The following is a 15,223-nucleotide window of genomic DNA, read 5'->3' on the forward strand; positions in this document are numbered from 1 at the left end:
CCCGAACAAGAATCGGTGTAACCCATGAGCAAGCTGAACAAGTCCATCGTCGCGGAATTCGAATCCGCCCAGATCACCCGCGAACTGCCGAAGTTCAGCCAGGGCGACACCGTTGTCGTCAACGTGAAGGTGAAGGAAGGTACCCGCGAGCGCGTGCAGGCCTATGAAGGCGTTGTCATCGCGACCAAGAACGGCGGCCTGAACTCCTCGTTCACCGTCCGCAAGATTTCGCACGGCTACGGCGTCGAGCGCGTCTTCCAGACCCACAGCGCCATCATCGACTCGGTCGAAGTGAAGCGTCGTGGTAAGGTCCGCGCCGGCAAGCTGTACTACCTGCGTGGCCTGGAAGGCAAGGCTGCCCGCATCAAGGAAGATCTGGCTGCTGCTGCTGCCGCCAAGGCTGCACGTCTGGCCGAAAAGGCCTGATAAACAACTTCGGTTGTTGCCGCGACGGCCGCCTTCGGGCGGCCGTTTGCGTTTGTGCGCCGGCCGGCGCTATGTTCGCCGCATGAATACCGTTGAACAGCGTTACCCGCCCAAGGTGCAGGCCGCCCTGCGCCATCTCGACGCCGCAGGCGTGCAGCGCCGGCACTCGGCGCCGCCACTGCATCGCTTGCTGTGGCGCATGGGTATCAACGCGCCACCGCCGATCCTGGCCAGCGTGGCCTCCAATGCACTGCTGATGGGCGTCTGGTTCGCGCTGGGCTGGGGCGTGCTGATGTGGCTGCTGGTCTGGCGCAATACCAACCTGCCGTTTGCAATCGCGGTGTTCAGCGCGCTGCTGGCCGGCGTATTGTTCGGTGTGCTGATGGCGGTCGTGATGCGGGTCATGCGCCTGCGCCGCGGTCTGCCGTTGTGGCGCGACCTGCCGGCTGCGCCAGAGCGCTGACCTGCGACCACGGAGCGCTGCGCAATGCCTGCCAAGCCATCCACCACCGCTGCACCGAAACTGCTGTCCGGCGGCAACCCGCAGATCGCCAAGGGTGATGGTGATGGACCGGTCCAGGCCTATATCGCCGCCATGCCCGGCTGGAAGCGCGCGTTCGGCGAGCAGCTCGATGCGCTGATCACCGAGGCCGTGCCCGGCGTGCACAAGGCGGTGCGCTGGAACTCACCGATGTATGGCGTGGGCGAAGGGAAGGGCTGGTTCCTCAGCTTCCATTGCTGCACCCGCTACATCAAGGTGGCGCTGTTCCATGGCACGCTGCTGAAGCCGGAACCGCCCGAGCCCTCGCGGCAGGCCACCACGCGCTACCTGCACCTGTACGAAGACAGCGTGCTGGACCGTGCGCAGCTGGTGGACTGGCTGCAGCAGGCGCGCGCGCTGCCGGGTGTGCGTCTGTAGGTTTCCGTTCCTGCCGTCCCGTGCGAGCGCTGACATGCCCAGAAAACCCCCGGAAACGACCGAAGAAACGCGTCCTGCCGCTGAGCTGATCGACGCCCGCATCGCCGCACTCGATGACTGGCGCGGCGAGGCGCTGGCCCGCATGCGCGCACTGATCCACGAGGCGCTGCCCGACGTGGAGGAGACCTGGAAGTGGCGCGGCACGCCGGTGTGGGAGCACAACGGCATCCTCTGCACCGGCGAGAGCTACAAGCAGGCGGTGAAGCTGACCTTCGCCAACGGCGCGGCGCTGCCGGACCCGAAGCAGTTGTTCAACGCCAGCCTGGACGGCAACACGCGGCGCGCGATCGACATCCATGAAGGCGCGATGCCTGATGCCACTGCGTTCAAGGCCTTGATTCGCGCGGCGGCCAAGCACAATGCCGCAAAGAGAAAGCGGTAGCGCCGGGCCATGCCCGGCGGATTTCTGGCAGCCGCTGCGCTCGCCGGGCATGGCTCGGCACTACCGGGTCACGGCATCCGGGTCGGCGACCGGTGACGGCGGGCACGCCGGAATTTCCGACGGCGTGGCCACGTGTTCTGCCGGCGGCGGGGTGATCATCTTCGCCTTGCGCCAGCCACCCCAGCGGTAATACGCCAGCGACAGCAGCATCGACACCAGCGAGCCGGCGGGGAAGCTCCACCAGATCGCATCCGCGCCCCAGTAGGGCTGCAGGAATTCGGCGAACGGCACGCGCACGCCCCACAGCGAGGCGGCCAGGATCAGCAGCGGCGGAATGACCGCACCGGTGGAGCGCACCACGCCGGAAACGACGAAGCTGACGCCGAAGAACAGGAACGAGCCGATCACGATGTGGTTGAGGTGGCGGGCGATCTGCAGCGATTCGCTGCCCTGCGGCAGGAACAGCGCCAGCGAGTACTGATCCAGCAGCACCAGCGGCAGGATCAGCGCACCGGTCAGCAGGAAGTTGAACAGGATGCCCTGGCGCGCGGTGCCACGGACGCGGTCCCAGCGCTGCGCACCCACGTTCTGCGCAGCCATCGACGAACACGCCGCACCGATCGCCATCGCCGGCATCTGCACGTAGTTCCACAGCTGCAGCGACGCGCCATAGGCGGCGCCGGTGGCTGTGCCGTACTGGTTGACCATCGTCATCAGCAGGATGACCGACAGCGAGATCAGCACCATCTGCAGGCCCATCGGCACGCCCTTGACCACCAGTGCACGCAGGATGGTCAGGTCGAGCTTGAACAGGTGCATGTCGGCACGGCCCAGCCACAGCGTGTGCCGCTTGTGCCGCATGTACAGCAGCAGGCCGGTCAACGACAGCGTCTGCGACACCAGCGTCGCCCAGGCCGAGCCGGCGATGCCCAGTGCCGGGAACGGACCCAGGCCGAAGATCAGCACCGGGTTCAGTGCGATGTCCAGCAGCACCGACACCAGCAGGAAGCGGAACGGCGTGCGCGAATCACCGGCACCGCGCAGGGCGGCGCTGAGGAAGGCGAACGCGTACAGCGTGGGCATGGCCAGGAAGATGATGCGCAGGTAGGCCTCGGCCAGCGGCAGCGAGGCCGCCGGCGTGCCCATCGCCGCCAGCAGCGGGTGGGAGAGGAACCAGCCGGCGATGGCGATGATCACCGACAGGCCGATGAAGAAGGTGGCGCTGGTGCCGACCACTCGCCGCGCCTGGGCGATGTCGCGCGCGCCGATGGCCTGGCCGATCAGGATGGTCGAGGCCATGCCGAAGCCGAACACCGAGCCGATCAGGAAGAACATGATGTTGTTGGCGTTGGCCGTGGCGGTCAGTGCCGCCTCGCCGAGGTAGCGCCCCACCCACACCGCATTCACCGAACCGTTCAGCGACTGGGCGATGTTGCCCGCCAGGATCGGCAGCGCGAACAGCAGCAGGTTGCGGCCGATGGGGCCGGAGGTCAGGTCAAGCGGCGCTTTGGCCATGGGCTGGTGATCGATTCCCGGGAGGCGCACACTAGCATCAAGCCGGTTTGCGGGGTGTGGCAATGCATCAACGACGACAGCTGGCGCGGCACTGCGTGGGGGCCTTGATCGTGGCCACGCTGGCCGCATGTTCGACGGGTGACCGGCTGGGTGATGCCCAGGTGCGGCCCGCCGACCGCGCTGAGTGCCTGGTCGGCAACCAGCGCCAGGACCTGGCGGGCACGCCGACGTTGATGGGGGGCAGTGGCTGCCGCACCGACCCCAGCAACCCGCGCCCCCTCAACAAGCGCACGGAGTAGTACCTGCCGATGTCCGAGCTTTCCCCGCTGTCGCCCAGTGTCCGCCTGGATATCTGGTTGTGGGCGGCCCGTTTCTACAAGACCCGCAGCCTGGCCAAGCAGGCCATTGAAACCGGCAAGGTGGCCGTGGCCGGGCAGCGCCCGAAATCCTCGCGCGCGGTGCGCGTGGGCGAGCAGCTGCAGGTGGACCGCGGCGAAGAGCATTTCGAGCTGCAGGTGCTGGGCATCAGCGACCAGCGCGGGCCGGCGCCGGTGGCGCAGCAGCTGTATGCCGAAAGCGAAGCCTCCAAGGCGCGCCGTGCCGAGCAGCGTGCGCTGCGCATCGCCGCCCGCGATGGTTTCCAGCCGCCGGAGCACAAGCCGGACAAGCGCGCACGGCGGTTGATCCGCGCGCTGGGTGATCTGGACGCGCTTTGAAGGAGAGCGTGCGAACCAACGGTTCGCACCCACCGGAGCGGGCGGGTTCGCACCCACCGGAGCGGGCGGGTTACGCCCACCACAGCGAGCGGTAGCGCCGGGTCATGCCCGGCGAAGAGGCCAGCACTCAGCCAGCGTTGGGTTTGTGCCCCGCACGTTGGATCTTCCTCTTCATGGAAGACCCTCATGTTCCTGCGCCGCACGCTGCTGTGCCTGGCCCTCGCCACCGCCGCCCCGGCGTTCGCCGCCGACATCACCTTCTGGGACACGCCACAACGCGGCGGCAACAGTTTCAACGAAAATCCGCCTGACCGTGCCTACTTCCAGGCGCTGCGCGACACCGGCGCGACCTGGGTGCGGCTGAGCCCGGACAAGTGGAAAAGTGCCGGCGGCCGCGACTTCCTGATGGGTGATGCCGACCACTACCAGGGGCTGGTGCCCGCCGACGTGGCAACCCTGCGGCGTGCGCTGGATGACGCGGATGCCTCGGGCCTGAAGGTGGTGCTGGTGCCGTTGTCGCTACCCCTGCTGCGTTGGAAGCAGAAGAACGATGCCAAGGTTGACCAGCGCCTGTGGCAGTCGATGGACAACCACCTGCCGGCGCAGCGCTTCTGGCACGACCTGGCCACGGCGCTGAAGGGCCACCCTGCGCTGGCCGCCTACAACCTGATCAACGAACCGGCGCCCGAGTACGGCACCGCGCTGGCCGAGCATGCATCACGCGCAGCGATGCAGCAGTGGTACGCCAGCGTCGAAGACGGCCCGCGTGATCTGCGCGCGCTGTACCGGGGGCTGATCGCCAGCGTGCGTGCGGTGGATGCGGACATGCCGCTGATGCTGGATGCCGGCTGGTATGCGGCGGCTGACGCCTTCGATTACTGGCCGGCGCCGCTGGACGATACGACGCTGCTGTACAGCGTGCACATGTACGAGCCGTACGCGGCGACCAGTGCGCCCAACCAGAAGCGTGCCACGCCGTACCGCTACCCGGCCACGGTGCCGTTCGGCTCAGGGAAACAGCGCTGGGATGCGTCGCGCGTGCGCAGCTACCTGCAGCAGCCGATGGACTGGGCGAAGACCCATGGCATCGGCGCCAACCGGATGGTGATCGGTGAGTTCGGCTGCATGCGGCGCTGGCCGGATTGCACGGCCTACCTGCGCGATGTGCTGGCGGTGGCCGAGCAGCAGCAGGTGCACTGGGCGTTCTATGCCTTCCGTGAGGATGGCTGGGACGGGATGGATTACGAGCTGGGCGACAAGGCGCTGCCGGGGGCGTACTGGCAGGCGGTGGAGAAGGGTGAAGCGGTACAGCCGCCGCGGTCGATGCAGGCGCCGTTGTTTGCGCCGATTCTGCAGCGGTTGAAAGACGGGGTGCGTTGAAACCGCCGCGGCTGCGGAGAGCGTGCGAACCAACGGTTCGCACCTACCAGAGCAGGAGAGCGTGCGAACCAACGGTTCGCACCCACCAGAGCGGCGGGGGCATGGCCGCCGGGCCATGCCCGGCGACCGCCCGCATCACATCAACCGTGCAGGTCGTAGCGGTCCAGCTCCATCACCCGCGTCCAGGCGGCGATGAAATCCTGCACGAACTTCTTCTCGCCATCGCCGCTGGCATACACCTCGGCCAGTGCGCGCAGCACGGCGTTGGAGCCGAACACCAGGTCGGCACGGGTGCCGGTCCAGCGTGCGCTGCCATCGCCGCGGCCGCGGCCTTCATAGCTCTCGCGACCCGTGGCCTTCCACTGCGTGCCCATGTCCAGCAGGTTGACGAAGAAGTCGTTGCTCAACGTGCCGCTGCGCGTGGTGAATACGCCGTGCTTGCCGCCGTCGGCATTGGCACCGAGCACGCGCAGGCCACCGACCAGGGCGGTCATCTCCGGCGCGGTCAGGGTCAGCAGCTGCGCCTTGTCGATCAGCAGCGCCTCGCCCGGCACGCTGTAGGCGCCCTTGAGGTAGTTGCGGAAACCATCGGCCGCCGGTTCCAGCACCGCGAACGATTCGACGTCGGTCTGTTCCTGGCTGGCATCGGTGCGGCCCGGGGTGAACGGCACGCTGACCTCATGGCCACCGGCCTTGGCCGCCTGTTCGACGCCCACGCCACCGGCCAGCACGATCAGATCGGCCAGCGATACGTGCTTGCTGCCGCCGCCATTGAACTCGGCCTGCACCTTTTCCAGCGCGGCCAGCACCTTGGCCAGCTGCTGCGGCTGGTTCACCGCCCAGTCCTTCTGCGGGGCCAGGCGGATGCGCGCGCCGTTGGCACCGCCGCGCTTGTCCGAACCACGGAAGGTCGAGGCCGAGGCCCAGGCGGTGGACACCAGCTCGGCGACGCTGAGGCCGGTCGCGGCGATCTTCTGCTTCAGCGCGGCGATGTCTTTGGCGTCGATCAGCGGGTGCTTCGCTTCCGGCACCGGATCCTGCCAGATGAATTCTTCGGCCGGGATTTCCGGGCCCAGGTAACGCGCACGCGGGCCCATGTCGCGATGGGTCAGCTTGAACCAGGCGCGGGCGAAGGCATCGGCGAAGGCCTGCGGATTCTCGAGGAAGTTCCGCGAGACCTTTTCATAGGCCGGATCCATGCGCAGCGACAGGTCGGTGGTCAGCATGGTCGGGCGGTGCTTCTTCGACGGATCGTGCGCATCGGGGATGACCGCGTCGGCATTCTTGGCCACCCACTGGTGGGCACCGGCCGGGCTCTTGGTCAGTTCCCATTCGTTGCCGAACAGGATCTCGAAGAAGTCGTGGCTCCACTGCGCCGGGGTGCGCGTCCAGGTCACTTCCAGGCCGCTGGTGATGGTGTCGCCGCCCTTGCCGCTGCCGAAGCTGTTGGCCCAGCCCAGGCCCTGGTTTTCCAGGCCGGCGGCTTCGGGTTCCTTGCCGACGTTGTCGGCCGGGCCGGCACCGTGGGTCTTGCCGAAGCTGTGGCCGCCGGCGATCAGGGCGACGGTTTCCTCGTCGTCCATCGCCATGCGGCCGAAGGTGTCGCGGATGTCATGCGCGGCCAGCACCGGGTCGGGGTTGCCGTCCGGGCCTTCCGGGTTCACGTAGATCAGGCCCATCTGCACGGCGGCCAGCGGGTTTTCCAGCTTGCGCGAATGCACGTCGCCGTCGGCGTCGTCATCGGACACCAGCACGCCGTGGTCTTCCTGCACGCCTTCGGAGCCGTGCTTGTAGCGCACGTCGCCGCCCAGCCAGGTGGTTTCGCGGCCCCAGTACACATCCTGGTCCGGTTCCCAGGTATCCGGGCGGCCGCCGGCGAAGCCGAGCGTCTTGAAGCCCATCGATTCAAGGGCAACGTTGCCGGTCAGGATCAGCAGGTCGGCCCAGGAAATGGCCTGGCCGTACTTCTGCTTGATCGGCCACAGCAGGCGGCGCGCCTTGTCCAGGCTGACGTTGTCCGGCCAGCTGTTGAGCGGGGCGAAGCGCTGCTGGCCGCGACCACCGCCGCCACGGCCATCGCCGATGCGATAGGTGCCGGCACTGTGCCAGGCCATGCGGATGAACAGGCCGCCGTAGTGGCCGAAGTCGGCCGGCCACCAGTCCTGCGAATCGGTCATCAGCGCCTTCAGGTCGGCCTTCAGCGCGGCGTAGTCCAGGCCCTTGAAGGCCGTGGCGTAATCGAAGCCCGCATCGAGCGGATTGGAGCGGCTGGAGTGCTGGTTGAGCAGGTCCACGCGCAGCTGGTTCGGCCACCAGTCGCGGTTGGTCGTCGCGTCACCGACGACGGCGTGGTTGAACGGGCACTTGGCTTCGCTTTTCATGGGTGTCTACCTGTGGACTGGCGAAAGGTGGAATCGGGGGGAGGCCTGACCACCATAGGTGGCGCCTACTGGTGGGTAAATTCGATTGATTCAACCGATGTGATAGTGGCGGCCTATCAGGGGGCAGGGCTTGGACCGTTGTGCGCGATCAGCGCTTGAGCAGACCGGCACCGAGCTTGAGCAGGTCGCTGGCACCGAACTGGCCGTCGCCGTCCTGGTCGAGTGCGCCACCGAGCAGGCTGCCGAGGCCGCCGCCAGCGTGCTGGGTTTCCTGGCCGAGGGCCGAGCTGAGTTCGCCGGCATTGCCCTGCTGGGCGAAGCGCTGGGCCAGGAACGACATGACGATGGGGGCGAGGATGGCCAGCAGCTTGCCGGTGGTGCCGCTGTCCAGGCCGGTCTTCTGGCCGAGCAGTTCGGCCGCCTGCGGCTGCTGGCCGCCGAACACATGGCCGAGGATGCCGGCGCCGTCGGTCGCGCCACTGCCGCCACCGCCCATCACCGCGCCGAGGATGCCGCCCAGATCGAAACCACCACCGCCGCCACCGCCGCCCAGGTGGTCGCGCTGCAGCGCATTGAGCAGGGACTGCGCGCCCTGCGGTTCACTGGCGTTCTGGCCCAGTGCGCCCAGCAGCAGCGGCAGGGCGCTGCCTACCGCCTGGGTGGTCTGGCTGCTGTCCAGGCCGAGCTGCTGGGACACCTGCTGCAGGCCTTGCCCCTGCTGCAGCTGCTGGAAGAGGGACGCGGCGAGGGATTCGGTGTTCACGGCGGTCTCCGTTCTGTGAAGGAAGGACCGCCTGAGCATAACGCCGGGTATACGACGGAAATGCGAAGGCAGCCGAGCGTGGGCTCGGCTCTACAGCGGTAGCACCGGGCCATGCCCGGCGGGTGCGGTTACAGCAGCGTCTTCAACCGGTACAGGGCTTCCAGCGCCTGCTTCGGGGTCAGCTCGTCGGGGTCGATCGCGGCCAGCGCCTCCTGCGCCTTGCTGGCCGGTGCGCTGAACAGGCCGAACTGCTGCGGTGCATCCAGCGCCTGCGGCGAGACCTCGGCGGCATGGCTTTCACCACCGCGCTGTTCCAGCTCGGCCAGGCGACGGCGGGCCTGGGCCACGGTCGCGCGCGGCAGGCCGGCCAGCGCGGCCACCTGCAGGCCGAAGCTGCGGTTGGCCGGGCCGTCCTTCACCGCGTGCATGAACACCAGCGCTTCGCCATGCTCGACCGCATCCAGGTGCACGTTGGCGATACCGCTGCGGCCGCCTTCGTGCTGCTCGTCGGCGAGCGCGGTCAGTTCGAAGTAGTGGGTGGCGAACAGCGTGTAACAGCGGTTCTGGTAGGCCAGGTGGCGGGCCACCGCATCGGCCAGGGCCAGGCCGTCGTAGGTGGACGTGCCGCGGCCGATCTCGTCCATCAGCACCAGCGAATGCGCGGTGGCGTGGTGCAGGATGTAGCTGGTCTCGGCCATTTCGACCATGAAGGTCGACTGCCCGCGGGCCAGGTCGTCGCCGGCGCCGATGCGGGTGAGGATGCGGTCGATCGGGCCGATCAGCGCACGGCTGGCCGGCACGAAGCTGCCGATGTGGGCCAGCAGCACGATCAGCGCGTTCTGCCGCATGTAGGTCGATTTGCCGCCCATGTTCGGGCCGGTGATGACCAGCATGCGACGGTCCGGATGCAGGTCCAGGTCGTTCGGCTCGAACGGCTGTTCGCGCACGGCTTCGACCACCGGGTGGCGGCCGCGTTCGATCTTCAGGCAGGGCTCGGCCTGCAGTTCCGGGCGCGCCCAGTCCAGCGCCTGCGCGCGTTCGGCGAAGGCGGCCAGCACGTCCAGTTCGCTCAGCGCGGCGGCGCACTGCTTCAGCGGTTCCAGCTGGCCGCCAAGCGTGTCCAGCAGCTGCTCGTACAGGTACTTTTCGCGCGACAGCGAACGATCGCGCGCGGACAGCACCTTGTCCTCGAAGGCCTTCAGTTCCTCGGTGATGTAGCGCTCGGCATTGGTCAGCGTCTGCCGGCGGGTGTAGTGCACCGGCGCGCGGTCGGACTGGCCCTTGCTGATTTCGATGTAATAGCCGTGCACGCGGTTGTAGCCGACCTTGAGGGTGGCGATGCCGCTGCTCTCGCGCTCGCGTTGTTCCAGGTCGACCAGGAACTGATCGGCGTGGGTGGACAGGCGGCGCAGTTCATCCAGCTCGGCATCGAAGCCATCGGCCAGCACGCCGCCATCGCTCAGCTTCAGCGGCGGCATCTCGGCGATGGCGCTGGCCAGCAGGTGCGCGCACTCATCGTGCTCGCCCAGTGCAGCGTGCAGGGTCTGCAGGCGCGGCGAATCCAGCGGCGCCAGCACCTCGCGCACGGTCGGCAGCAGGCCCAGGCCATCGCGCAGGGTGGAGAAATCGCGCGGGCGCGCCGAGCGCAGCGCGACGCGGGTGAGGATGCGTTCCAGATCGCCAAGGCGGCGGAACTGCTCGCGGATGTCGGCGTCGCTGCCGCGGTCGATCAGCGTTTCCACTGCATGGTGGCGCTGCACCAGCACCTCGCGCAGGCGCAGCGGGCGGTGCAGCCAGCGGCGCAGCAGGCGGCCACCCATCGGCGTCACCGTGCTGTCGAGCACGCCCAGCAGCGTGTTGCGGGTGTCGCCGTCCACGCGCGTATCCAGTTCCAGATGACGGCGGGTGGCGGCATTCATCGCGATCGCCTCACCGGCGGTTTCCATCGCGATGGAGGTCAGGTGCGGCAGGCGCTGCTTCTGGGTTTCCTCGACATAGCCGAGCAGGGCGCCAGCCGCCGCGGTGGCGCGCGGCTTGTCATCGATGCCGAAACCGCTGAGGTCGTGCAGCTTGAAGAAGGCCAGCAGCTGGCGGCGGCCGCTGTCCGCATCGAACAGCCACGGCGCACGGCGGCGCACGCCGGTGCGCTGGCGCAGGAACTCGGGCCAGTTCTCTTCGTCGGGTACCAGCAGCTCGGCCGGCTCCAGGCGGGCCAGTTCGGCTTCCAGCGCGTCGTCGGTCTCCACTTCGTTGACCAGGAAGCGGCCACCGGCCAGGTCGGCCCAGGCCAGGCCGTAACCCTGTTTGGTACGCGACAAAGCCATCAGCAGGGTGTCGCGGCGCTCGTCCAGCAGCGCCTCGTCGGTGACCGTGCCGGGGGTGACGATGCGCACGACCTTGCGCTCGACCAGGCCCTTGGCCAGGGCCGGATCGCCGATCTGTTCACAGATGGCCACCGATTCGCCCAGCGCCACCAGGCGGGCCAGGTAGCCCTCGTAGGCATGCACCGGCACGCCGGCCATCGGGATGGGCGCGCCGCCGGAGCTGCCGCGCTGGGTGAGGGTGATGTCCAACAGCCGCGCCGCCTTGCGGGCGTCGTCGTAGAACAGCTCGTAGAAGTCGCCCATGCGGAAGAACAGCAGCAGGTCCGGGTAGTCGGACTTGGCTGCGAAGAACTGCTTCATCAGCGGGGTGTGTTCGGCGGACTTGTCTTTGGACATGGGACTCGGAAATCGGGGCAGGCGCCCGCGCCGAGAGGGCGGCAGGCAGCTGCAGGAACAGGGGGGACCATGGTAACGGGTAGGGTGGGGCGCGGGGCACCCGCATGGGTTCGGCGAGGGCCAGAGCGAGTTCCACTGGCAACTAAGACGGCACGTTCTCGCGCCGCCTTTCCATCAGGCCCCCCAGTCCGTGCCAGACTCCCCCAAGCGCCTAGTTCTGCCGGCCTCCGTTCTGTGACACAGCAAGCTCTTGCCGGATGAGGAGGAGGGTTCCCACGGGGAGCGCAGGAACTGATGAAAGCAGGTGCAGACCGTCCAGCTTGAAGTAGTCCAGAGGAGGATTCTTATGGAAGATCCCGGTGTGTTGGAAACGGAAGACTGGCCCGACGAGGTTGCCTTTGTGCCCTATGTGGGGTCGCGCTACTGGGGCGGCTTTGAGGGGCGCCGCGTGCTCCTGCTGGGGGAGTCACATTACCGATCTGAGGGAGATACCGACGAACTCCTCATCACGCGGCCATTCACATGCCGCACATTCGAAGATATGCAGACATGCAAGCGGAAAGGCGGAGGGAAGTTCTTCAATGAACTGGATCGTCTACTCACGAACGAGGCAGATCCTTCACTAACGCTGGCAGCAAATGCTTGGCAACAGATCGCATTCTGCAACCTTTCCCAGCGTTTTGCCGGCACCGCGTCGGGACATAGGCCATCAAGCGATGACTTCCGGAATGGCGGAGAGATACTGTTTAATCACATACTTCCCATTCTTCGCCCTGACGTGATCCTGGTACTCGGGCGAACCGCCTGGCGCAGGTTCGACTACGGAAAGCTGGCGGATCACCCCGTATTCCTGGCACCTCGGGCGAACTCGAAGGAGCGTCGGCGCCGGTATCTGGAAGAGCGGGAAGTATGGACCCTGGGCTATGGCAAGGGAGTGGCCTGGATGACCTGGGTCTATCATCCTTCATGGAACATTGATCGATGGGAAGATCGCGCAGCTGCACTGCGATATCTGCTGGATTGCCCTCACCAAGCGCAGGACGCATGAACTGGGTCGGATGAACGATTGGATGGGTTGCATGTTGGATGCAGCCCACCCATCTGTTCGCACTACCTGTGGAAGTCGAATCAGCGATCGCAGTCAGGCGACGCGTGTGGATGCCACGTTGGCAGCTCACTCCTCCGTCGCCCAAGTCCCCCCACTACCCGCCAGCGCATCCGCACCCCCACCCAGCACCTTGTACAGCGTCACGCGGTTGGTCGCCTCGGCCAGGCGCAGGGTCACCAGGTCCTGCTGGGCGGCATCGTCGGTACGCTGCGCGTCCAGCAGTTCCAGTCGACTGTCGAAGTGGGGCTGGCGGGAGAATGCGTTCTTCGACCGCAGGACAACGACCTCCATTGTGCGTTCGATACCCTTCGGTGACCGTCTATGGTGCACTCCAATCGGATCCCCACCTCGACGCGGCAAGCCCTGGCCGATCAGCCGGTTGAATCGCATTTGCGACTCAGGAGCCGGAGGCGTTTGGCGTCACCGGGAAGTACATACAAGACTCGGGTCTAACACGGCTCGGGTGCTGCCATTCGGGTCCGTCGGATGGGACGTTGCTGGAAATGCCTCGCTGGAGGTGTAGCCAGCGCGCGAAGGCCGGCCGCTACCGGCTGTTGATCAGGATGGCACCATTGTGACCTTGGATGTGATGTTGCCAGTATTGATCACGGTCATCAGGTAGTTGGCTTGATCGACCTTGGCTGGCTAGCAGCTCCCATCAAGTCACGTTCTACCCGAAAGCGCGGGAGAGCCAAGAGGTAGCCTCTTTCAAGTCCAGCTTCAACGACGCATAAGAGCGTCTGAGAAGACCTGCGGGAAGGAGACCGTCCCATTTTTGGGTGACCAGGTTGTTCGCAGAGTGCAGAAGGGTTTCCGGCGATGGCGATGGCATCTTCGCCACCCGCCCGAGCACCTTGATCACATCATCGAGACTCCTTGCTCCCATGGAAATTTCCACGCCCAGCCTACCTGCCTGACAAGTGAATCCCTGTGCGTTCAAAAGGCAGGCGATGGCTTCATTTGCGGAGTCTCCCAGCCACGTCAGCAGCAAGGCGTCGCTGCCCTGGTCGAAGAGAACCTTCCCGTCCAGCCTCAATTGACGGTAGGCGCACTGCGCCTCCTGCAGGAAGCGAGAGGCGGTGGGGTCCAAGAAGTCTGGTTTGATCTCTTGCTGATACAGTCCGCGCATCTTTTGACGGACCTGGGTGTGGACCTGCCCTCCCGTTCCGTTGAAAAGAGGCGGGGTGCCGCCTTTCGCTGCGGCCACGTAGATCGTCTTTTGGGCGTCATCGATCTGCTCGACGAGCCAAGTGCGACCGCCAAACAAGATACGCTGGCCGACGGTCACCAGTTGGGACACGGGGAGCGTGCCTAGTGCCTTGCCGGTAGCCACGATCCGGAACTCTTCGTCCACGCTGAAAGCGGCGTAGAAGGTGTAGTGGTTGACCACCTTGTCGCCGACCGGGCCGTGGAGCAGCAAGCCGGAGCCATCTTGAATCAGAACCTGTTCTTGGCCAAGGTGGCGAAGCAATTCTGCGAAGGCGTCTTGGGACAAGCCGTGGAACGGTCCCTGATCTGCGCAGAGCAGCTGATACGCTTGAGCTGCCTTAAGTCCGCCGTACTGGGCAATGGAAGAAAGCAGCTGCTGAACGAGCGTCGAAAGGTGTAGGCCGTTGACCGAAGGCGGTTCAAACCACCTCTCCAGCAATAGCAGTACACAAGCGGTGGACTGAACTGTGTCCAGTCGAAGCCTTGTCTTCAACGTCGACTCAGCGTCGATTGCATCCTCGATAACGTAGCCGCGCAACACTGCTGGTTCTCCAGGGCGGCGTCCGGAGCGACCAAGGCGTTGGCGAAGGCTGGCCACGGAAGGTGGTGGGCCAATTTGCGCGATGCTCTTCACCGCTCCGATATCGATGCCTAATTCCAGGGTGTTCGTGCAAATTGCGCTTGCTGGACGCCCCTTTTGCTTCAGCGCCGCTTCCGTGTCCGTGCGTATCTCCTTGGACAGACTCCCATGGTGTGGCCAGAACTCTTTCGGCCGGCCGTCCTGTTCGCTCAGCAGGTTGAGGAGGTGGGTGTAGCGTTCAACCTCACTTCGGCTATTGGGGAAGATCAGATTATTCGTCCCTGAAAGGACCCGGTAGAGGTGCTTGGCCAGTGCAGCGGGAGCAGCCGGATTCTCGTCGGACCCGGCGTCAGGTGCGGGTTGTTCGTAGCCCTTGATGATCAGTTGGAGATCATTTCCGGCTGATGAGGCGTTGACCAGCGCGGGGGCAGCCCCAACACCCGGGCGTAGGAAAGCCCCAGCGCTCGAAAAGTCACCCAAGGTTGCCGACAGGCCCAAGCGGGGAGTCCGCCGCCGTAACAGCACGTCGATCCGGTGCATCAACGATTGAAGCTGCTTCCCGCGCTCGCTTCCAATGAATGCATGGAGTTCGTCCACGACAACGTAGAGGAGCTTGGAGAGCGCTGCCGCAACGGATGTCCCGCGGTTGCAGAGCATCGCCTCCAAGGACTCCGGCGTGATCAGGAGCACGCCACGGGGGTGCTTAAAGAATCGCTGCTTGGTGGAGCTCGATACGTCCCCGTGCCAAGGCCACACGGGGACTTCAAGGTCCTCGCAAAGCCGCTGCAGCCGTTCAAACTGGTCGTTGATGAGCGCCTTTAGAGGGCTGATGTAGGCAATCAGGCCCTCCTCGTCGGTGTTCAGAAGGTGCGTGAGCGCAGGAAGAAAAGCGGCCTCGGTTTTTCCCGAGGCGGTGCTGGCGGCGATGATCACGTCCCGGTCGGCGCTCAGGACGAGAGGAATCGCCAATTCCTGGACCTCACGCAGCGCCTCCCATTGTTCGGTCCAGAGGTAGCGCTGGATTTGAGGGTGCAGCGATTGGAAGGCGCTGGAGGCAGTCATCG

General features: G+C 66.0%; 13 protein-coding genes and 1 pseudogene. 8 read left to right on the top strand and 6 right to left on the bottom strand.

All coding sequences use genetic code 11. The features are described from left to right. Positions 1-24 precede the first annotated feature (24 nt). From rplS to C1925_RS06700, 4 genes are all read left to right on the top strand, one after another. Positions 25-426: a 50S ribosomal protein L19 gene (gene rplS, locus C1925_RS06685; protein ID WP_079221128.1), complete on the top strand. Its 402-nt coding sequence runs from the start codon at positions 25-27 to the stop codon at positions 424-426. Positions 427-508: 82 nt separating this feature from the next. After that, the gene (locus C1925_RS06690) at positions 509-889 is read left to right on the top strand and encodes a DUF6404 family protein (protein ID WP_108768212.1); all 381 of its coding nucleotides are present in this window, start codon (positions 509-511) and stop codon (positions 887-889) included. 24 nt (positions 890-913) lie between these two features. After that, complete coding sequence (locus C1925_RS06695) at positions 914-1,345, top strand: DUF1801 domain-containing protein (RefSeq protein WP_108768213.1); 432 nt, start codon at positions 914-916, stop codon at positions 1,343-1,345. A 34-nt stretch (positions 1,346-1,379) separates the two neighbouring features. Continuing rightward, a complete protein-coding gene (locus C1925_RS06700; protein WP_108768214.1) occupies positions 1,380-1,787 on the top strand; it encodes a DUF1801 domain-containing protein in 408 nt (135 codons plus the stop codon). A 60-nt stretch (positions 1,788-1,847) separates the two neighbouring features. Here C1925_RS06700 and C1925_RS06705 read toward each other — a convergent pair whose 3' ends face one another. Then, positions 1,848-3,302, bottom strand: a complete 1,455-nt coding sequence (locus C1925_RS06705; RefSeq protein WP_108768215.1) for an MATE family efflux transporter — start codon at positions 3,300-3,302, stop codon at positions 1,848-1,850. A gap of 62 nt (positions 3,303-3,364) precedes the next feature. On the opposite strand from C1925_RS06705, the gene C1925_RS06710 reads away from it, so the two are divergent. From C1925_RS06710 to C1925_RS06720, 3 genes are all read left to right on the top strand, one after another. Continuing rightward, a complete protein-coding gene (locus tag C1925_RS06710; protein ID WP_108768216.1) occupies positions 3,365-3,601 on the top strand; it encodes a hypothetical protein in 237 nt (78 codons plus the stop codon). 9 nt (positions 3,602-3,610) lie between these two features. After that, positions 3,611-4,018 carry an RNA-binding S4 domain-containing protein gene (locus tag C1925_RS06715; protein WP_108768217.1) on the top strand — a complete coding sequence of 136 codons (408 nt, stop codon included), beginning with the start codon at positions 3,611-3,613 and terminating at the stop codon, positions 4,016-4,018. Between the two features lie 186 nt (positions 4,019-4,204). After that, complete coding sequence (locus C1925_RS06720) at positions 4,205-5,398, top strand: cellulase family glycosylhydrolase (protein WP_254051397.1); 1,194 nt, start codon at positions 4,205-4,207, stop codon at positions 5,396-5,398. 140 nt (positions 5,399-5,538) lie between these two features. Here C1925_RS06720 and katG read toward each other — a convergent pair whose 3' ends face one another. The 3 genes from katG to mutS form a co-directional block, all read right to left on the bottom strand. After that, positions 5,539-7,779 (bottom strand): catalase/peroxidase HPI, encoded by a 2,241-nt coding sequence (katG, locus tag C1925_RS06725; RefSeq protein ID WP_108768218.1) that lies wholly within the window; start codon positions 7,777-7,779, stop codon positions 5,539-5,541. 148 nt (positions 7,780-7,927) lie between these two features. Beyond that, entirely contained in the window at positions 7,928-8,581 is a 654-nt protein-coding gene (locus tag C1925_RS06730; protein ID WP_108768219.1) for a DUF937 domain-containing protein, read from the bottom strand. Positions 8,582-8,670: 89 nt separating this feature from the next. Next, complete coding sequence (mutS, locus tag C1925_RS06735) at positions 8,671-11,262, bottom strand: DNA mismatch repair protein MutS (protein WP_108768220.1); 2,592 nt, start codon at positions 11,260-11,262, stop codon at positions 8,671-8,673. Between the two features lie 346 nt (positions 11,263-11,608). Between mutS and C1925_RS06740 the strand changes: the two genes are divergently transcribed. Beyond that, complete coding sequence (locus C1925_RS06740) at positions 11,609-12,310, top strand: uracil-DNA glycosylase family protein (protein WP_108770639.1); 702 nt, start codon at positions 11,609-11,611, stop codon at positions 12,308-12,310. Positions 12,311-12,436: 126 nt separating this feature from the next. Here C1925_RS06740 and C1925_RS06745 read toward each other — a convergent pair. Both C1925_RS06745 and C1925_RS06750 read right to left on the bottom strand, forming a co-directional pair. Continuing rightward, positions 12,437-12,607: pseudogene (locus C1925_RS06745) on the bottom strand (transporter); the annotation flags it as partial. 433 nt (positions 12,608-13,040) lie between these two features. Continuing rightward, positions 13,041-15,221 (bottom strand): DEAD/DEAH box helicase, encoded by a 2,181-nt coding sequence (locus tag C1925_RS06750; protein WP_108768221.1) that lies wholly within the window; start codon positions 15,219-15,221, stop codon positions 13,041-13,043. Positions 15,222-15,223 lie beyond the last annotated feature (2 nt).

Origin of the sequence: Stenotrophomonas sp. SAU14A_NAIMI4_5 (genome assembly GCF_003086795.1) — a bacterium.
Taxonomy (GTDB): domain Bacteria; phylum Pseudomonadota; class Gammaproteobacteria; order Xanthomonadales; family Xanthomonadaceae; genus Stenotrophomonas.

Coding starts and splice junctions, on each gene's coding strand:
- C1925_RS06720 (WP_254051397.1), top strand. CDS start 4,205: ATGTTCCTGCGCCGCACGCTGCTGTGCCTGGCCCTCGCCACCGCCGCC.
- C1925_RS06695 (WP_108768213.1), top strand. CDS start 914: ATGCCTGCCAAGCCATCCACCACCGCTGCACCGAAACTGCTGTCCGGC.
- C1925_RS06740 (WP_108770639.1), top strand. CDS start 11,609: ATGGAAGATCCCGGTGTGTTGGAAACGGAAGACTGGCCCGACGAGGTT.
- rplS (WP_079221128.1), top strand. CDS start 25: ATGAGCAAGCTGAACAAGTCCATCGTCGCGGAATTCGAATCCGCCCAG.
- katG (WP_108768218.1), bottom strand. CDS start 7,779: ATGAAAAGCGAAGCCAAGTGCCCGTTCAACCACGCCGTCGTCGGTGAC.
- C1925_RS06705 (WP_108768215.1), bottom strand. CDS start 3,302: ATGGCCAAAGCGCCGCTTGACCTGACCTCCGGCCCCATCGGCCGCAAC.
- mutS (WP_108768220.1), bottom strand. CDS start 11,262: ATGTCCAAAGACAAGTCCGCCGAACACACCCCGCTGATGAAGCAGTTC.
- C1925_RS06715 (WP_108768217.1), top strand. CDS start 3,611: ATGTCCGAGCTTTCCCCGCTGTCGCCCAGTGTCCGCCTGGATATCTGG.
- C1925_RS06730 (WP_108768219.1), bottom strand. CDS start 8,581: ATGCTCAGGCGGTCCTTCCTTCACAGAACGGAGACCGCCGTGAACACC.
- C1925_RS06700 (WP_108768214.1), top strand. CDS start 1,380: ATGCCCAGAAAACCCCCGGAAACGACCGAAGAAACGCGTCCTGCCGCT.
- C1925_RS06690 (WP_108768212.1), top strand. CDS start 509: ATGAATACCGTTGAACAGCGTTACCCGCCCAAGGTGCAGGCCGCCCTG.
- C1925_RS06750 (WP_108768221.1), bottom strand. CDS start 15,221: ATGACTGCCTCCAGCGCCTTCCAATCGCTGCACCCTCAAATCCAGCGC.
- C1925_RS06710 (WP_108768216.1), top strand. CDS start 3,365: ATGCATCAACGACGACAGCTGGCGCGGCACTGCGTGGGGGCCTTGATC.